At 65.6% G+C, this 16668-nt stretch carries 17 protein-coding genes; 6 read left to right on the plus strand and 11 right to left on the minus strand.

Translation table 11 applies throughout. The features are described from left to right. Positions 1 to 104 precede the first annotated feature (104 nt). Both ACS8Y6_RS07580 and hda read left to right on the plus strand, forming a co-directional pair. Positions 105 to 1151 carry an AI-2E family transporter gene (locus ACS8Y6_RS07580; RefSeq protein WP_440850595.1) on the plus strand — a complete coding sequence of 349 codons (1047 nt, stop codon included), beginning with the start codon at positions 105 to 107 and terminating at the stop codon, positions 1149 to 1151. Between the two features lie 114 nt (positions 1152 to 1265). After that, entirely contained in the window at positions 1266 to 1958 is a 693-nt protein-coding gene (hda, locus tag ACS8Y6_RS07585; protein ID WP_440850594.1) for a DnaA regulatory inactivator Hda, read from the plus strand. 4 nt (positions 1959 to 1962) lie between these two features. On the opposite strand, the gene wrbA is transcribed toward hda, so the two are convergent. From wrbA to ACS8Y6_RS07615, 6 genes are all read right to left on the minus strand, one after another. Further along, complete coding sequence (wrbA, locus tag ACS8Y6_RS07590) at positions 1963 to 2601, minus strand: NAD(P)H:quinone oxidoreductase (protein ID WP_440850593.1); 639 nt, start codon at positions 2599 to 2601, stop codon at positions 1963 to 1965. A 34-nt stretch (positions 2602 to 2635) separates the two neighbouring features. Beyond that, a complete protein-coding gene (locus tag ACS8Y6_RS07595) occupies positions 2636 to 3208 on the minus strand; it encodes a lytic transglycosylase domain-containing protein (RefSeq protein WP_440850592.1) in 573 nt (190 codons plus the stop codon). Positions 3209 to 3549: 341 nt separating this feature from the next. Continuing rightward, entirely contained in the window at positions 3550 to 5256 is a 1707-nt protein-coding gene (locus tag ACS8Y6_RS07600) for a proline--tRNA ligase (protein WP_440855303.1), read from the minus strand. A 108-nt stretch (positions 5257 to 5364) separates the two neighbouring features. Further along, on the minus strand, positions 5365 to 5853 hold the full coding sequence (locus tag ACS8Y6_RS07605) for a Mov34/MPN/PAD-1 family protein (RefSeq protein WP_440850590.1): 489 nt from the start codon (positions 5851 to 5853) through the stop codon (positions 5365 to 5367). Continuing rightward, positions 5854 to 6891, minus strand: coding sequence for a cation transporter (locus ACS8Y6_RS07610; RefSeq protein ID WP_440850589.1), 1038 nt, complete (start codon positions 6889 to 6891; stop codon positions 5854 to 5856). It abuts the gene before it with no gap. After that, positions 6888 to 7385 (minus strand): L,D-transpeptidase family protein, encoded by a 498-nt coding sequence (locus ACS8Y6_RS07615; RefSeq protein ID WP_440850588.1) that lies wholly within the window; start codon positions 7383 to 7385, stop codon positions 6888 to 6890. The genes ACS8Y6_RS07610 and ACS8Y6_RS07615 overlap by 4 nt, the downstream gene beginning before the upstream one ends. On the opposite strand from ACS8Y6_RS07615, the gene ACS8Y6_RS07620 reads away from it, so the two are divergent. Both ACS8Y6_RS07620 and ACS8Y6_RS07625 read left to right on the plus strand, forming a co-directional pair. Next, positions 7384 to 7524 carry a hypothetical protein gene (locus ACS8Y6_RS07620; RefSeq protein ID WP_440850587.1) on the plus strand — a complete coding sequence of 47 codons (141 nt, stop codon included), beginning with the start codon at positions 7384 to 7386 and terminating at the stop codon, positions 7522 to 7524. The two genes, ACS8Y6_RS07615 and ACS8Y6_RS07620, sit on opposite strands and share 2 nt — an antisense overlap. Before the next feature lie 168 nt (positions 7525 to 7692). Continuing rightward, entirely contained in the window at positions 7693 to 8703 is a 1011-nt protein-coding gene (locus ACS8Y6_RS07625; protein ID WP_440850586.1) for an isocitrate dehydrogenase, read from the plus strand. 83 nt (positions 8704 to 8786) lie between these two features. Here the strand turns inward: ACS8Y6_RS07625 and ACS8Y6_RS07630 are convergent, their stop codons facing one another. The 5 genes from ACS8Y6_RS07630 to hemA all read right to left on the minus strand — a co-directional run bounded on the left by ACS8Y6_RS07630 (position 8787) and on the right by hemA (position 14192). After that, on the minus strand, positions 8787 to 9491 hold the full coding sequence (locus ACS8Y6_RS07630) for an Npun_F0296 family exosortase-dependent surface protein (protein WP_440850585.1): 705 nt from the start codon (positions 9489 to 9491) through the stop codon (positions 8787 to 8789). A 587-nt stretch (positions 9492 to 10078) separates the two neighbouring features. Further along, positions 10079 to 10933, minus strand: a complete 855-nt coding sequence (locus tag ACS8Y6_RS07635; RefSeq protein ID WP_440850583.1) for an Npun_F0296 family exosortase-dependent surface protein — start codon at positions 10931 to 10933, stop codon at positions 10079 to 10081. Continuing rightward, positions 10930 to 11775 carry a peptide chain release factor N(5)-glutamine methyltransferase gene (gene prmC, locus ACS8Y6_RS07640; protein ID WP_440855304.1) on the minus strand — a complete coding sequence of 282 codons (846 nt, stop codon included), beginning with the start codon at positions 11773 to 11775 and terminating at the stop codon, positions 10930 to 10932. The genes ACS8Y6_RS07635 and prmC overlap by 4 nt, the downstream gene beginning before the upstream one ends. Before the next feature lie 16 nt (positions 11776 to 11791). Next, positions 11792 to 12877 (minus strand): peptide chain release factor 1, encoded by a 1086-nt coding sequence (gene prfA / locus ACS8Y6_RS07645; protein ID WP_440855305.1) that lies wholly within the window; start codon positions 12875 to 12877, stop codon positions 11792 to 11794. Between the two features lie 10 nt (positions 12878 to 12887). Then, positions 12888 to 14192, minus strand: a complete 1305-nt coding sequence (gene hemA / locus ACS8Y6_RS07650) for a glutamyl-tRNA reductase (RefSeq protein WP_440850580.1) — start codon at positions 14190 to 14192, stop codon at positions 12888 to 12890. 78 nt (positions 14193 to 14270) lie between these two features. Here hemA and ACS8Y6_RS07655 point away from each other — a divergent pair, with 78 nt between their 5' ends. Together ACS8Y6_RS07655 and lolB are read left to right on the plus strand one after the other, a co-directional pair. Continuing rightward, entirely contained in the window at positions 14271 to 15980 is a 1710-nt protein-coding gene (locus ACS8Y6_RS07655; RefSeq protein ID WP_440855306.1) for a tetratricopeptide repeat protein, read from the plus strand. Continuing rightward, positions 15977 to 16609: a lipoprotein insertase outer membrane protein LolB gene (gene lolB / locus ACS8Y6_RS07660; protein ID WP_440850578.1), complete on the plus strand. Its 633-nt coding sequence runs from the start codon at positions 15977 to 15979 to the stop codon at positions 16607 to 16609. The genes ACS8Y6_RS07655 and lolB overlap by 4 nt, the downstream gene beginning before the upstream one ends. Positions 16610 to 16668: the final 59 nt, after the last annotated feature.

Below are 16668 nucleotides of genomic sequence, written 5' to 3' on the forward strand. Positions count from 1 at the left end.
ACCAAACGCCGGAACTCCGGCAGCAGCATGGTATTGTACCGTTTCGAAGAGCACGACTGGGATTGCGCTCCGACACCCATGACCGCAGGCGATAGCTGACAGAAATGCGTGGACGCACACTCGCCCTGGTCGGCGTGGCGGGGCTCGTTCTGGTGGTCGTGCTGTTGCACGGCATGCTGCTGCCGTTCGTGCTCGGCGCCGGGCTGGCTTATGTCTGCGACCCGATCGTGGATCGCCTGGAACGACTGCGGCTCAATCGTACGCTCGGCGTGATCGTGGTGTTCGCCGCCATGATTCTGTTATTCGCGCTCCTGGTCTTCCTGCTGTTGCCGATTCTGCAGGCGCAGTTCGATACGCTCGTTCGCAGTCTGCCGCGCTATCTGGACTGGGCACAGCATGCCTTCAACCCCTGGATCCGGCGTGTGGCTCCCGGGGTCGGCGGGATCGACGCGGATTCCATCCGTCAACTCATCGCCAACAACTGGGGCAGCGCTGGCGGTTTTGCCTCAGCGATCGCCAAGAAAGCGTTTTCGTCCGGAACGACGCTTTTGTCGTGGGCGATCAACCTGTTGCTCGTGCCCGTGATCATGTTCTACCTGCTGCGTGACTGGGATCGCATGACCGGGTTCATTCGTGCCCAGCTGCCGCGGCGTTACGAAGCCACCATCACCGAGCTCGCGCGCGAGACCGACGACGTGCTCGGCCATTTCCTGCGGGGCCAGGCGCTGGTGATGCTGGTGCTGGGCACGATTTATATCGTCGGCCTGTGGCTGGCCGGACTGGATCTGGCCCTGGTGATCGGGCTGGGCGCCGGATTGATCAGTTTCGTGCCCTATGTCGGCGTCATCTCCGGCGTGTGCATGGCGAGCGTGGCGATGCTGGTGCAGACCGGCGACCCCTATCAGCTGATCTGGGTGGCGCTGGTGTTCAGCATCGGCCAGCTCATGGAGCAGATGGTGCTGACGCCGCTCATGCTGGGTGAGGCGATCGGTCTGCATCCGGTCTGGGTCATCTTTGCCGTGCTGGCCGGTGGGCAGCTGTTCGGCTTCATCGGCGTGTTGCTGGCCCTGCCCACGGCCGCGACCATCGCGGTCATGGTGCGCTATGCCGGTCGACGCTGGCGGGCCAGCCGCCTGTACCTTCAGGAATGAGCGCCCGTTGGCCCGGACTGTCGAGCCGCGCGGTTGCCCGCAGCTTGGCATACCGGCATGCTAGCGCATCGTCGCGCAGGGGGCGCGGCGTCGATCCATCCATGTCAGGTTCGTATGTCCGTACAGCTCGTTCTCGGTGTTCAGCTGCCGGCTTCGGCGACATTGTCGGCCTTCGTCGGCCACACCAACGCCGATGCCAAGGCCGCGGTGGCCGAGGTCGTGGACGGGCGCAGCGAGCGATTGTTCGTGGCCGGCCCGGCGAACTGCGGCAAGACCCATCTGCTGCAGGCGGCCTGCCGGGCGATCGGCGACGCCGGGCGGCGCAGCGTCTATCTGCCGCTGGCCCAGGTCCGTGAGCCGATCGGCTCGCTGCTTGAAGGGCTGGCCGACATGGACTGTGTCTGCGTCGACGACGTGGATGCCATCGCCGGCGACCGCGAGGCCGAGATCGCACTGCTGGGCCTGTCCGATCAATTGCGATCGCGGGGCAGCCGTCTGCTCGCCGCCGGTTCGGCCGTGCCGCGCGAACTCGGGCTGGCCCTGCCCGATCTGGCCAGCCGGCTGGGCTGGGGCGGGGTCGTGGTCTGCCGCGCGCTGGATGACGACGACAAGCGCGAACTTTTGATTCGACGGGCCGAACAGCGCGGCATGGATATGCCGGAGGCGACCGCCCGCTGGTTGATACGGCACGGCGAGGCCGGGGTGCCGGAACTGATGGCCATGCTCGACACTCTGGATCGCGCCTCGCTGGCCGCTCACCGCCGGCTGACGATTCCCTTCGTCAAGCAGGCGCTGGGCTACGGCTGAGCCCTCACGCCGGGCGGGACAAGCGCCGGGCGACGTCGGCCACCCGTGCGCCGAGATTGCGCGCGAGTCGTTTCTCGATCTCCGTGAGTGGCTTGTCGCCCAGCATGCCGGCCACGTGGCTGGCGCCATACGGCGTGCCGCCGGAATCGGTCTCGGCGAGCAGGTCGTCGGCGGTATAGGTCAGCCCGGTGATCAGCATGCCGTGGTGGAGGAGCGGCAGCATCATCGACATCAGTGTGGTCTCCTGCCCGCCGTGCAGGCTCCCGGTGGAGGTGAACACCGCGCCCGGCTTGCCGGCCAGCGTGCCCGACAGCCACTGGCCGGACAACGTATCGATGAAGTGCTTGAGCGGGGCCGCCATGTTGCCGAAACGCGTCGGCGAGCCGAGGATCAGGCCGGCGCATTCTTCCAGATCGTCGGGGTCGACATAGGGCGCGCCGGACGTCGGGATATCGGGCGTCGTTGCTTGCGTGGCGGGCGAGACGGGCGGCACCGTGCGCACGCGCGCGCCCATGCCGTCGATGCGCGCGACGCCGCGGGCGACCTCGTTGGCCAGTTGTTCGGTCGCGCCGTTGCGACTGTAGTAGATGATGAGGATGTCCCGGGTCATGACCTGGCCGTTGCGAATCCGATGGAGATCCATGCTGTCGCCCGGCGCGGCCGGCGTCCAGTCGCGCTCACGGAATTCGCCAGTTGCGGCTCAGCGCGTTCTCGACCCGCAGTGGATACCAGAGCTGGCCCAGGCTGCCGTTGTAGCGCGCCAGGGCCCGCGTCAGATTGCCGTGCTCGAGCTTCAGGTAATACGCCAGGATGGCGCAGCCATAGCGGAGATTGGTCGCGCGATCGAACAGGTTATCGTCCGGCGCGCCGATCGCGTGCCGCCAGAACGGCATGATCTGCATCAAGCCTTCGGCGCCGGCGGCGGACAGCGCGAAGCGCTTGAAGTCGGATTCGACCTGAATCAGCGCCAGCACCAGTTGCGGCGATAGCCCGGCCGCGGTGGCCGCCGCATGCACGTCGCGCAGCAAATTAAGCCGACGTTGGACATTGGGTACGCGCGGAGCCAGCCGGTGCGACATGTCCACCAGCCAGACTTCCGCATCGAAGCGATTCCTGAAGCCCCTGGAATCGGCCACCGCCTTCTTCAGCGCGGACCGCATACCCGGCTGCATATGCGCCGGCACCGCGGCCGCGCCGAAAGCGGTTGGCGCGCTGAAAATCGCGAGGCCGGCCAGGACGGTGGCCGGCAAACACGAAATCAGTCCGCAAATGAACGCAGAACGACGCAAATCAAAACAACGAAGGCGGGCATATCGCGCCGGACAGACGCCCTGTGGTCTGTCCGGCGATCAAGTATCCGAGGCCTTTTCTCCCCATCGTGGCAATGCAAATAACGTGCGGACGCGATGCCCGTTCAAAAACTTCGACCGCTCTCAAAGAGCAAAGCGGTCCGCCAATAAACGTCGATGCATGCGAGTACAAGACACGGCGACGGATCATTTCGCGTTGCTTACGCGTTCGTTTGCGGGCCGCTTCGCATTCATGGCCGTTCGCCGACGCCGGCTTCGATGAAACGCCCGGCTACCCCTGACTAAACACTTTGGACCCGCGCCTTGATGGCCGCGACATCGTGCTCGATCTCGCCGGATTCGGCGTCGCGCCGGCCCTTGTATTCCAGCTTGCCGGATTCCAGGCCGCGGTCCGATACCACGATGCGATGCGGGATGCCGATCAGCTCGGCGTCGGCGAACATGGGGCCAGGGCGCAGGCCGCGATCATCGTAGGCCACGTCCACGCCGGCCGCCTTGAGTTCGGTGTAGAGCGTTTCGCAGGCCTCGCGCACGGCGGCCGACTTGTCGGCCTTGATCGGAATGATCACCAGATCGAACGGGGCGATGGCCTGAGGCCAGCAGATGCCGGCCTCGTCGTGGCACTGCTCGATCGCCGCCGCGACGATGCGCGAGACGCCAAAGCCGTAGCAGCCCATTTCCGGCACGACCGCGTTACCGGATTCATCCAGCACGGTCAGATCCAGCGCTCGGCTGTACTTGTCGCCGAGCTGGAAGACGTGACCGACCTCGATGCCGCGCAGGACCTCGAGCGTGCCGGTGCCGGTCGGGCTGGCATCACCCGCGACCACGTTGCGCAGGTCGGCGAAGCGCGGTTCGGGATGATCGCGGCCCCAGTTGAAGTGGGTGAAGTGGGCGCCGTCGTAGTTCGCGCCCACGACCAGGTCGGTGGCATGCGCCAGGGCGAAGTCGGCGATGACCTCGACGTTGGTGTTCACCGGCCCGATGGAGCCGGGACCGGCCCCGAAATGCGCACGGATGGTCGCCTCATCTGCCATGGTCAACGGCGCGGCGATACCGGGCACGTTTTCGGCCTTGATCTCGTTCAGGCGGTGATCGCCGCGCAGCATGAGCAGCACCGGATCGCCCGATTCCCCCATCACCACGATCGATTTGGCGGTCGCCGATTCCGGCACGCCCATGTGCTCGGCCAGGCCGGCGATCGTGGTGACGCCCGGTGTCTCGATCTTTTTCAGTTCGCCGCCGGGCGCTGCGCGCTCGCCCTCGGCCATGACCGTGGCCGCGGCCTCGATATTGGCGGCGTAGGCGCCATCGGTGGAGACCGCCAGCTCATCCTCGCCGGACAATGCCAGCACGTGGAACTCCTCCGACTTGGCGCCGCCGATGTCGCCGGAGTCCGCGGCCACCACGCGATAATCCAGCCCCATGCGGTCCAGGATCGCACGATAGGCGCCGCGCATGGCGCGGTATTCGCGGGCCAGATCGGCGGCGTCCATGTGGAAGGAATAAGCATCCTTCATGATGAATTCGCGCGCCCGCATCAGGCCGAAGCGCGGGCGGATCTCGTCGCGGAACTTGGTCTGAATCTGGTAGTAGGTCACCGGCAGCTGCTTGTAGCTGTGCACATCGCGCTTGACGTAGTCGGTGATGACTTCTTCGTGCGTGGGACCGAAGCAGTATTCGCGCTCGGCGCGGTCGGTCATGCGCAGCATCAGACCGCCCATGGCGTCCCAGCGGCCGGATTCACGCCAGAGTTCGGCGGGCTGGATCGCGGGCATGAGCATTTCCAGCGCGCCGATGGCTTCCATTTCGGCCCGGATGATGGTCTCGACCCGGCGCAGCACCCGCATGCCCAGCGGCGACCAGCTGTAGAGGCCGGCGCCGAGCCGCCGGATCATGCCGGCGCGCAGCATCAGCTGATGAGAGACGATCTCGGCGTCGGCCGGCGTCTCCTTGGTGGTGGCCAGGGCGAAAGCGGAAAGGCGCATGAACAATGCCGTCGGTTGATCCAGCCTGCGATTCTACAAAAATCCGCCCGCCGGGGGCGGTTGTCGTGCCATTCCGGCCGGTGTTCGAGCGCCCACGATGGCGCCGTATCAAGGCCCCGGCGCCGGGTTGTGTCCCCGGGCGGCCGAATGCCAGCGACCGCCGGTCCACGCGATCGGCCGCTCGAGCGGCATCTCGTTCGCCAGATCCCAGGCCCGGATCGTGTCGCCCGAGCGCGCCGCCGGCGCCACGATCACGGCCATGGCGTCGGGATAGCTGTGGCCGCGCTGGTCGTGAATCGACGGTTCGGCCTCGCCGACCGGATGCGAGTGATAGATGGCGATCAGGGTTTCGCGGCGTTCGCGCATGCGCTTGAACGCGGCGATCTGGTCGGCCGGGTCCATGTCGAACCGATCGGCGGCGCGCGCGGCGCGATTGGCGATTGGATAGCGAACCACGGTCGCGCCGCCTCCGCTGGCAATCAGGCCGCAAAGCTCGATGCCCGGTGCGCGGCGTGCTTCATCGAGCAATGTGTTACCGAGCCGTTCGGGTAGGGTCAGGGGCCCGGCCCGGGTCTTGTCGCGGCGATTGTTTCGCATTCAGCCAGGCTGGGCCCGCGCGGGGCCAGATCGCCCCGGGGCATCTCCCCGGGCGTCGATGCTATAGCGCTCGAAGGTGGCATCGCAGACCGGCACGAGCTGAAAATCGAGCAGGCGCCAATCCATCGCCTCGATCGCCTCGCGCGCGGCCTCGAAGCGCGCCAGCGAGGCCGTGTCCTCGCGCGGGCAGATCAGCGCGACACCGGTCAGCAGGCGGCCTTCCTCGCGCAGCCGCACCCGCGCGTCGCGAACCCAGTCGCGCGCGCGCAGGTCGTCGCGGATTCGCGCGCCGAGCGGGTCGAGCTCGCGGCTGCCGATCCGCCGCGGGATTTCGTCGATCAGGTCACACACCGCGGTATAGACATGGCGCACGCCGTGCCGGGTGATATCGAGCCCGATCGCGAGTGCGGCCGCGAAGTCCAGCCACCAGATCCCGAACCCGATACCGAGCACGCCGATGATGGCAGCGCTGCCGGCCAGCCAGTTCACCCGGCCCATCGAGGCATCGGCATACAGGCCCTTGTCGTGCAGTTCGATCGCCAGTTGGCGACGGCGTTGGCCGATGATCCAGGGCACGGCCACGCTGTAGGCCAGCGCGGCGATAATCCACCAGCCGGTCCAGTGGGTCGGCCCGCCGACGGCATCGATGGTGTGCAGGCTGGGCTGGTGATGCGCGATCAGCGATCGCGCGCCGGCGACGACGAGATAGCCGCCCATGCAGGTCAGCGCCAGGCCGGAGGTTAAAAAAGCAATGCTGCCGGCGCGGTAGAAGCCATAGGGAAAACGTCGCGTCGGCGGCCAGGACTCGACCCTGACGGCGACCAGGAACGCAATCGGCGGCAGCAGCGACCACAGACTCTTGAGCCAGACGGCATGCAGGGCCTGGCTCGACCCAAGCGCGGCATACAGCACCCCGACCACGGTCATGCGCAGCACCAGTGTGCCCCATTCCTGGTAACGCGCGGTCTTGAGCTGCCCTTTTTTTTCGGCCGGCAGCTGGCCGGGCCGGCGCGGCTGTGACCGGGAGTGTTCCGTCACGGATAAATGTGGATCGGGGTGCCGACCGGTACGTGGGCCCAGATCTGATTGATCGCGCGGTTGGACACCGCGATGCAGCCGTGCGTCCAGTCGCCGGTGCGCGGGCGGTCATCGTAGTCGGGTTGGCCGTGGATCATGATGTTATTGCCGGGCGCGACGCCGAGCGCGGTGGCATGGGCGCGATCGGAAGGGTCGGGGTAGGAGATGTGAATCGAGCGATGGAACTCGCTGTTCGGGTTGCGCCAGTCCAGCGTGTAGGCGCCGATCGGCGTCTTGTCGTCGCCGCGCCTGCGTTTGGCACCGATCGGGTCGAGGCCGAGCGCGATCGGGTATTGGGCGATGATCAGACCGTGGCGGTAGAGATAGAGTTCGCGCTCGGATTTCATCACCACCACGAGATCGGCGTCGCCGCTCGGTGGATTGTTGGCGGTACTGGCGATGGTCGCACGGGCCACGCCGGGCAGACTGGCCGCGAGCAGCAAACCGACGACCATGAGTGCCGCCGCCCCTCGTGAAAACACCGACATCATCCTCGACAAACCTCCCGTCGAACGTCGCGCGACCATTCCCATCAAGCCCTGTCTGCCGGTTCGTACATTTCGCGCGGTCAAGCGTTTGTCACAGCGGCCGTGATAACGGTTGGCGGTCGCCGATCGCGCATTCGTACTCGCGGCGCATACCGGGTGCCCGGCCGTGGAGGGCGGGCTCGTATGAAATCGCTACAGCGCCTAGAATGCCATAAGCATGTACCACCGGGGCGACTAACGCGCCGCCCAAGGCCACCAATCCAGGGGACGAATCATGGCGAGCACTCCGCTTACGGTCATCAAGGGCGATGGTATCGGGCCCGATATCGTCGACGCCGCGCTGAAGGTGCTCGATGCGCTGGATGTCCACTTCGAGCGCGAATACGTCGAGGTCGGCCAGGCGGCCCTGGACGCCGGGCAAAGCGATCCGCTACCGAAAAGCGCGGTGGAATCCATCGAGCGCACCGGCCTGGTGCTCAAGGGGCCGGTCACCACGCCGGTGGGCGAGGGCTATAGCTCGGTCAACGTCGCCATGCGCAAGCAGTTCGATCTGTATGCCAATGTCCGGCCGACGCTCAGCCTGCCGGGCACCCAGTCCCGCTATCACGATCTCGACATCATCATCGTGCGCGAGAACAAGGGCGGCATGTACTCTGGCGAAGGCCAGACGGTGTCCGCGGACGGCAATCGCGCCGAGGCGTTGTCGGTGGTCACGCGCGAGCAGTCGGAACGGATCGTGCGTTTCGCCTTCGACATGGCGCGGGCACGTGGGCGCAGCAAGGTTACGCTGGCGCACAAGGCCAACATCATGAAATCCACCTCCGGGCTGTTCCTGAAGGTCGGCCGCGAGATCGCCGGCGAATACGACGATCTCGAATACGAGGAAGTCATCGTCGATGCCTGCGCGATGAAGCTCGTCATGGCGCCGGAGAAATTCGATGTCATCGTCACCACCAACCTGTTCGGCGACATCATCTCGGATCTGTGTGCCGGCCTGGTGGGCGGCCTTGGCCTGGCCCCCGGTGCGAATATCGGCGACGACTGCGCCATGTTCGAGGCTGTGCACGGCAGCGCGCCGGATATCGCCGGCCAGGGCATCGCCAACCCGACCTCGGTGATCCTGGCCGCGGCACTCATGTTCGATCACCTCGATCGAGGCGACCAGGCCGAGCGCATCCGCAAGGCGGTGCGCGGGGCGATGGCCGACCACGACCGCACCACACCGGATATCGGCGGCGAGGGCTCCACCCAGGGCTTTGCCGACGCCATTATCGAACGCCTGTAGCAGCGGCCATCCGGGCCGTATGAAAATAAAAATCCCCGCCGGGCCTTACAGCCGGGCGGGGATGTCTCGGACGAGACGGTCGGCTAGGACGCGCGACCCGAGAAGCGGCCACGGAAGCCGACCAACAGGGCCAGCGCCCCAAGGCCGAACAGCACCAGATTGCCCGGCTCCGGCACGTCGGAGTAGGCCAGATTGTCGATTTCGAACGCGTACTGCGTGCTGGTCAGCTTCACCGAATCGAAAGCCGGCAGCTGGAAGAAATTCACGTATGCGTTGTTCGTCTCGTCTACCTGATTACCGTTCGCCTGGCTGTTGATGTTGATGCCGTTGAAACTGGCGACGGTCGATCCGTTAAACAGGAAGTCAAGCGTGTTGTAATTATCGATGGAGCCCCAGAGCAGGCCCAGATAGTGGTTGACACTACCGAGAGCAATCGTCGCCGACTGTGGCGTAGTGGACAGATCCTTCGGAACAGCCAGATAGTCGGTCTTATCTTTGGTTGTGCTAGTGCCGGCGGTGAACGGGGGGATTGCCGGCGCGGCGTATTTGCCACTAACGCTCCCATTGACGATATGGTAGTTGTTGGACGTGCCAACACCGCACGTGACTGAGCCGCACGTACCGTCATTGAAATTGATGACATGCACGTTGGCTACGTCGTTGATGGGGGTGGGAACACCGTCGCCATCGACTGTGCTGGTTCCATAGATGACGTTCGCCCCCGCGGTACCGCTGATCGCCAGGGCGGCGATTGCCGATGCGAAGATCAATTTTTTCTGCTTATTCACGGTGGCCTCCGGTGGATGTTGCCGAGATATAACACGCCAGAACCGTGCCAAAAAAAATAGTCAATTAATTCAATTGGTTGGGAATGGATCGCGATCGGCGGCGTAAGGAAAGCCGACATATATCCCGCCCCACGGCGGTGGAGGTGTCAGGGTTTCCGGCACGTGACCCGCGCACGGCCGGCCAGATGGGGCAGGGTTTAGCTATCCAGGAGTGCGGCGGCGGATAGCCGGCGCACATCGGCGCCCTCCGTATGGCCATGCTCGACGAACAGGGCGCTGCCGGGGCACAGGTGCGTGCGGGCGCCGGCGGTTATTGGCGCGCTATCGGCCAGGCCATGAGCCTGCGCCACCAGCGCATGGCGGGGTTCATGGCGCAGGGCCGGGTCGTCCAGATGCGGGTCGGCCAGGGTCGATGCGGGGTGGGTTTGGGTTGGGCACGTCGCGTCAAAACGCTCGCCGGCCAGTGTGCCAGGGCTTTGCCGACGCTGTTATCGAACGCCTGTAGCGGTGGATATCCGGGCCGTATGAAAATAAAAATCCCCGCCGGGCGTGCAGCCGGGCGGGGATGTCTTGGTCGTGGTGGTCGGCTAGGACGCGCGACCCGAGAAGCGTCGACGGAAACCGACCAACAGGGCGAGCGCCCCGAGGCCGAACAGCACCAGATTGCCCGGCTCCGGCACATCGGAGTAGGCCAGGTTATCGCTCTCGAAAGCGTAGTACGAGCTGGACAGTGTCACGGCGTGGAAGGCCGGAAGCTGGAAGAAGTTCACATACCTCGTGGGCTTCCCCTGATTAACAGTTGCCGGATGCGACGCGAGGAGATACTTGCCGCTGTAGGTCTCGGTCTTGTTCGTGGCGTCTAACTGGAACGTTATCTTGTTGTAGCTATCGATCGAACCCCACAGCAGCCCGAAGTAGTGGTTGCCACTGCCCAGATTGATCGTCGCCGAACCACTGTGGTTGGCGGACGGAACGGCCAGAAAATACGATAAATCGCGCCCGCTCCCGTTATCATCAGTGGCCGGCCTGGCGTAGTGTGCCGGTGTACTTGAAGACGGTTGATTGGTGATTTCGTAGTCACCAGAGCACGTCGCTGGCGCGCAACTTTGATTCTCGAAGTCAATGACCGTGGCGCCGGCGACCTGGGTGGTCGGCGGCACGCCGTGAGTCGTGGTCGTGGGGTTGGAATCATAGCTGATGACGGTGGCGCCCGCGCTACCACTGATCGCCAGGGCGGCGATTGCCGATGCGAAGATTGTTATTTTCTGCTTATGCACGCTGATCCTTTGAGGGATATTGTCGTGGCCATACAAGCCAGAACCGTGCCAGAAAAAATAGTGTTTTAATTCATGGTTTTGCGCGATGGCTTGATGTGATGTGTAAGGAAACTCGACATATGAACCGCCCCGAGCAATATATGTGTCAGAGTCTCCGACAATCACGCATGGCCGAGCGTGACCCGCGCGCGGCCGGCCAGATCCGGCAGGGTTTCTACATCGATGAGTGCGGCGGCAGCGAATAGCCGGCGCACATCGGCGCCCTGCGTATGGCCATGCTCGACGAACAGGGCGCCGCCGGGGCGCAGATGCGTCCCGGCGCCAGCGGCTATTTGCGCGATATCGGCCAGGCCATGAGCCTGCGCCACCAGCGCCTGACGGGGTTCATGGCGCAGGGCCGGGTCGTCCAGGTGCGGGTCGGCCGGGTCGATGTAGGGTGGGTTGGACACGATCGCGTCAAAACGCGCGCCGGCGAGCGCGTCGTACCAGTGGCCCTCGGCGAAGGCCACATTGGGCACGCCCAGGCGTTCGGCATTGCGGCGGGCCACGGTCAGGGCGTTGGCGTGGGCGTCGGTGGCCAGCAGTTGCCAGCGCGGCCGGGCATGGGCGAGCGCCAGCGCGATCGCGCCGCTGCCGGTACCGAGGTCGGCGACGCGCAATGCGGCCTGCCCGGGCAGGCGGGTAAGGACTGCCTCGACCAGCGCTTCGGTATCCGGGCGCGGCACCAGCACGTCGGGCGTGACCTGGAGGTCGAGTTCGTGAAAGCCGATCTGGCCGACGATGTAGGCCAGCGGTTCGCCGGTCAGCCGGCGTGCGACGGCGGTGTCGAGGCGCGCGGCGACTCCCGGTTCGACCGGTCTGTTGCCCTCGATGATCAGCCGTGCGCCGGTAAGGCCCGTGATCGCCTCGATCAGGCGGCGCGCCTCGAGATCGGGGCTGTCGCTGATCGCGCGCAGGCGTCCGGTGACGGCCCGGCGTAACCGGTCCAGCGTGGGCGCGTCGGTCATCTGTGTGCCGGCGCGCTCAGGCCGCGCCCATTTCAGCCAGCAGATCGGCCTGATACTCGCTTGTCAGGGCGTCGATGATTTCGTCCAGATCGCCGGCGATCACATCCTCGAGCTTGTACAGGGTGAGGTTGATGCGGTGGTCGGTGACCCGTCCCTGCGGAAAATTATAGGTGCGGATGCGTTCGGAACGGTCGCCGCTGCCCACGAGTCGCTTACGGGTGGCGGCCTGTTCGCTGGCTTGCTTGTCCTGTTCCGCGGTGAGCAGTTTGGTCTGCAGCAGACTCATGGCGCGCGCCCGGTTCTTGTGCTGCGAGCGTTCCTGCTGGCATTCGACCACCACGCCGGTGGGGATATGCGTGATGCGGATCGCCGAGTCGGTCTTGTTGATGTGCTGCCCGCCCGCACCCTGGGCACGGAAGGTATCCACGCGCAGGTCGCTGGGGTCGATCTTGATGTCGGCAATTTCGTCCTGTTCCGGCAGCACGGCCACGGTGCAGGCCGAGGTGTGAATGCGGCCCTGGGACTCGGTGGCCGGCACGCGCTGCACGCGATGAGCGCCGGATTCGAACTTGAGCCGCGAGAACGCGCCGGTGCCGATCAGGCGCGAGATCACTTCCTTGTAGCCGCCGTGCTCGCCGTGCGATTCCGACAGGATCTCGACCTGCCAGCCCTGTTTTTCGGCATAGGTCGAATACATGCGCATCAGGTCGCCGGCGAACAGCGCGGCCTCGTCGCCGCCGGTGCCGGCGCGGATTTCCAGATAGAGGTTGGCGTTGTCGTTGGGGTCCTTCGGGATCAGGTGGCGGCGCAGATCGGCCTCCAGACCATCCAGCCGATCACGGGCGTCCGCCAGTTCGGTTTCGGCCATCGCGCGCAGTTCAGCCTCGTCGGCCCCTTCCATTTCCTCGAGATCGGCGATTTCGGCGGTGAGATCGCGCCAGGCGCGATAGTCCGCCGCCAGCGATTCGAGCTGGGCGTACTCCTGCGACATGCGACGGAACTTGTTCTGATCGTTGATGATGTCGGGGTCCGACATCGAATGCGCCAGATCTTCGTGGCGTTCGACCAGCTCCTCGAGTTTCGCGCGCAGGGAATCCTTCATAGACAGGCCTTCATGCTGAGTCGTCGTTCCGGTTCGTGGGGTCGGCGTCGTGGTCGGTCAGCCCGAACAGTTCACGCGCCGGGCCGAGCAGACGCTGCTGGCGGGCGCCGGCCGCCTTGCGCAGCACCGCGCTCGGTTCGTGCATCAGTTTATTGGTCAGCCGGCGCGAGACGAATTCCAGCACCGCCTCGGCATCCTCGCCGCGCGCCAGTCGCCGCCGGGCCTGGGCCATGACTTCAGCCCGGCGGCCCTCCGCCGCGTCGCGCATGGCGCGGATTGTAGCGGTTGCCTGGCGCGAGTCGACCCATTCGAGATATTCGTCGATGCGGGATTCGATGATCTCGTCGGCCTGCTCGGCGGCCGCCGCCCGTGAGCGCTTGTTGTCGTCGATCACGCTCTGCAGGTCGTCGACCGAGTAGAGATAGATGTCCTCGAACTTGGCCGAGGCCGGCTCGATGTCGCGCGGAACGGCCAGGTCGAGTACGAACATCGGCTTGCGCCGGCGCTGCTTGAGCGCGGCTTTGAGCTCCTTGGCGCGCACGAGGTAGCCCGGCGCCCCGGTCGAGGAGATCAGCAGGTCTGCTTCGGCCAGATGTCGGGGGATGTCGTCCAGCCCGATGGCATAGCCGTGGTAGCGGCTGGCCAGTTCCTGCGCCCGGCCCAGGCTGCGATTGGCGAAGATCATGCGCGACACGCCGATCTCGGACAGGTAACGCGCGGTGAGCTCGATCGTCTCGCCGGCGCCGATCATCATCGCGGACGAGGCGCTGACATCGGTGAATATCTGGCGTGCCAGCGATACCCCGGCATAGGCTACCGACACCGGGTTGGCGCCGATATCGGTCCCGCTGCGCACGGCCTTGGCCACGGTGAAGCTGTGCTCGAACAGCCGCGTGAGCAGTGGGCCGGCGCCACGTGCCGCCTGCGCGGAACGATAGGCGTTCTTCATCTGTCCGAGGATCTGCGGCTCACCGAGAATCAACGAATCCAGGCCGGAGGCAACGCGCAGACTGTGGCGTACGACCTCGCGGCCGTGATGCACGTAGAAACAGCCGGACAGGGCCTCCGGCTCGAGCCCGCGCTGGCGGCAGAGCCATTCGCGCAGGCCGCCATCGTCGGTCGGGTTCGCCTGTTCGTCGACGATGGCGTACAACTCGGTACGATTACAGGTCGACAGGATCGCACCTTCGCGAACCTGCGGCAGGTGCAGGAAATCATCCAACGCGCTGGCAAACTGATCCGCCGGGAACGCGACCGCTTCGCGTATCGACAGCGGCGCGGTATGGTGATTGAGGCCCACGGTCAACAGCGACATGGGTCTATTCTACCGTGCGCTCGATAGTTCTGGGATATTCATATGGCAAAGTCTGGGTGCGCAAACTATCGAGATCGGGTGCGGGCGTGGGCCGTCGTCGGGCTGGCGAGCGTACTCGGATTCGGCGCCTTTGACACGTCGGCCGTCGCCGCTGCGGACGATACGCGCACAGCGCCGGTCAGCGATATCGATCAACTGGCCCGTGCCCCCGAGGCTGCCCTGGATTACCAGGTGATGGTCGGTGAGCTGTCTTTGCTCAATGGCGATACCCCGGGCGCGGCCAAGGCCTATGTGAAGGCGCTTTCCTATTCGCAGGACCCGGCGCTGGCCCAGCGTGCGACGCAGATCGCACTGGCCGCGAATCGCCAGGATCTGGCCTACCGGGCTGCCAGGGTCTGGGCGCGGGCGGCGTCGAAGGACCGCCGGGCGCAGCAGGCGGTGGTTCGGCTGGCATTCGTCAACAGGGACCCGCAGGGCGTTGGGACTTTTGCGCCGCAGCTGATCGCGAGTGCCGATTCGCCGCGCGACGGTTATCAGGCACTGGCCCGGATCCTGAGTGACCAGCCGGACCAGGCCAATATGGCCCTCGATGCCATGTCCAGGCTCGCCGCCGCGCATCCCAAACAGGCAGCCCCGCAGTATGCGCTGGGCCGCCTGGCGCTGAACTACAACCATATCGACACCGCTGCATCGGCCGCGGACAAGGCCGTGGCGGACGCGCCCGACTGGCCCGAGGCCAGCCTGTTGCGCGCCGCGATCGAGGTCCGGCAGGGCAAGCCCGAGGCCGCGGCCAAGCGCGTGGCCGCGCTCAAGGGCAGCGGTCGACAGCGCGCCGAGTACCATGTCGCGCTCGGGCGCATGCTCCTCCAGGCGGGTAACGACAGTAAAGGGCTGGCGGCATTCAAGCAGGCGGTGGCAATCGACGGCGATTTCACCGCGGCGCGCTACGGGCTGGGGCTGGTGGCGCTGTCGCAGGGCGATCTCGATACCGCGGCCACGCAGTTCGAGCAGCTTTACAAATCCGGCGCACACAGTGACGACGCGGCCTTTTATCGGGGTGTGGTCGCCGAGAGGCGCCAGCACGACGCCAAGGCGATCGATTGGTACCGGAAGGTCAGCGACGGCGATCACCGGTTCGCCGCTCGTGTGCGCATCGCGCAGCTCACCTACAAGCAGGGCAATCTCGACGGCGCGCGGGACCAGTTGCATCAACTGGCCGATGCGTATCCGGACCGGAGTGCGAAGCTGCACGCGGTGGAAGGCGGTCTGCTGGTCGATGCCGGGCAGCCGAAAAAAGCGCTGGCGGTCTACGATGCCGCGCTCAAGAATGCGCCCGACGATACCGATCTGCTCTACGCCCGCTCGCTGGCCTACGCCAAACTCGGCCGGGTCGACGCCGCCGAGGCCGATCTCAAGCACGTCCTGTCGCAAGACGCCGACAACCCCGAGGCACTCAACGCGCTGGGCTACATGCTGACCAACCACAGCACCGATTACGCCCGGGCCGAACGCTATATCCGCAAGTCGTTGCAAGCCGATCCCGATGATCCGGCCGTGCTGGATAGCCTGGGCTGGGTGGAATACAAGCGCGGGCATCTGGCTTCGGCGCGCAAGCATCTGGAAAAAGCCTACCAGGGCAGTACCGATCCGGAGATCGCCGCCCATCTCGGCGAAGTGCGTTGGCAGCAGGGCGACCACGACGCCGCGCGCCGGATATGGCATAAAGCGCAGGCTAAGCACCCGCATGACAAGGTGCTCAAGCAGACGATCAAACGGCTGACTTCATGAAGAAACTCGTATTCGCGATGATGGGAATCGCGCTGCTGGGCGGTTGCGCGATCATTCACAAGCCGGCGCCGAGTGAGGCCGGCGTGGCCAATGCCAAGGCATGGCAGGCGCGCCAGAAAACGCTCGACCAGTTCTCTGACTGGTCGCTGCAGGGGCGGGTTGCCACCGGGCAGTTGCTGGGCTGGACCGGCAACCTGAGCTGGCGCGAACGCGCGCCGAAGTTCAATGTGCGCCTGGCCGGCCCGTTGGGCGCCGGCGGCATGCGGGCCAAGGGCACGCTCAATCATGTGGTCATCGACACCGACGACGGCAAGCATTTCGAGACCAGCGACCCGGACGCTCTGGTGAAGAAGGCACTGGGCTGGTCGTTTCCGCTCAAGCCGCTGAGCTATTGGGCCAAGGGCTTGCCGGCCCCCGGCGGCTACCAGCGAATCTCGGTCGACGCCCAGGGCCGGCTGCGTTCCTTGACCCAGGATGGCTGGACCGTATCGTATCTCCACTACACCACGCCGGCCGGCGCGCCCGCGCCGCTGCCCAAACGCGTGGTGCTCGATAATGGCGACACGCGCATTCGTCTGATCGTCGATCGCTGGTTCGACCTGAACGCTTCGAGCGGCAACGCCGGTTGACGTCCGCGCCGATGGCCTCCGATACCACCGCCTCCATGGCTGCGCGCCCGGCTGCGAGC

The organism is Salinisphaera sp. RV14 (genome assembly GCF_052044135.1).
Taxonomy (GTDB): domain Bacteria; phylum Pseudomonadota; class Gammaproteobacteria; order Nevskiales; family Salinisphaeraceae; genus Salinisphaera.

Excerpts from the sequence above, each read along its gene's own strand:
- ACS8Y6_RS07580 (WP_440850595.1), top strand. The coding sequence starts at position 105 with ATGCGTGGACGCACACTCGCCCTGGTCGGCGTGGCGGGGCTCGTTCTG.
- hda (WP_440850594.1), top strand. The coding sequence starts at position 1,266 with ATGTCCGTACAGCTCGTTCTCGGTGTTCAGCTGCCGGCTTCGGCGACA.
- wrbA (WP_440850593.1), bottom strand. The coding sequence starts at position 2,601 with ATGGATCTCCATCGGATTCGCAACGGCCAGGTCATGACCCGGGACATC.
- ACS8Y6_RS07600 (WP_440855303.1), bottom strand. The coding sequence starts at position 5,256 with ATGCGCCTTTCCGCTTTCGCCCTGGCCACCACCAAGGAGACGCCGGCC.
- ACS8Y6_RS07605 (WP_440850590.1), bottom strand. The coding sequence starts at position 5,853 with ATGCGAAACAATCGCCGCGACAAGACCCGGGCCGGGCCCCTGACCCTA.
- ACS8Y6_RS07620 (WP_440850587.1), top strand. The coding sequence starts at position 7,384 with ATGAGTGCCGCCGCCCCTCGTGAAAACACCGACATCATCCTCGACAAA.
- ACS8Y6_RS07615 (WP_440850588.1), bottom strand. The coding sequence starts at position 7,385 with ATGGTCGTCGGTTTGCTGCTCGCGGCCAGTCTGCCCGGCGTGGCCCGT.
- ACS8Y6_RS07625 (WP_440850586.1), top strand. The coding sequence starts at position 7,693 with ATGGCGAGCACTCCGCTTACGGTCATCAAGGGCGATGGTATCGGGCCC.
- prmC (WP_440855304.1), bottom strand. The coding sequence starts at position 11,775 with ATGACCGACGCGCCCACGCTGGACCGGTTACGCCGGGCCGTCACCGGA.
- prfA (WP_440855305.1), bottom strand. The coding sequence starts at position 12,877 with ATGAAGGATTCCCTGCGCGCGAAACTCGAGGAGCTGGTCGAACGCCAC.
- hemA (WP_440850580.1), bottom strand. The coding sequence starts at position 14,192 with ATGTCGCTGTTGACCGTGGGCCTCAATCACCATACCGCGCCGCTGTCG.
- lolB (WP_440850578.1), top strand. The coding sequence starts at position 15,977 with ATGAAGAAACTCGTATTCGCGATGATGGGAATCGCGCTGCTGGGCGGT.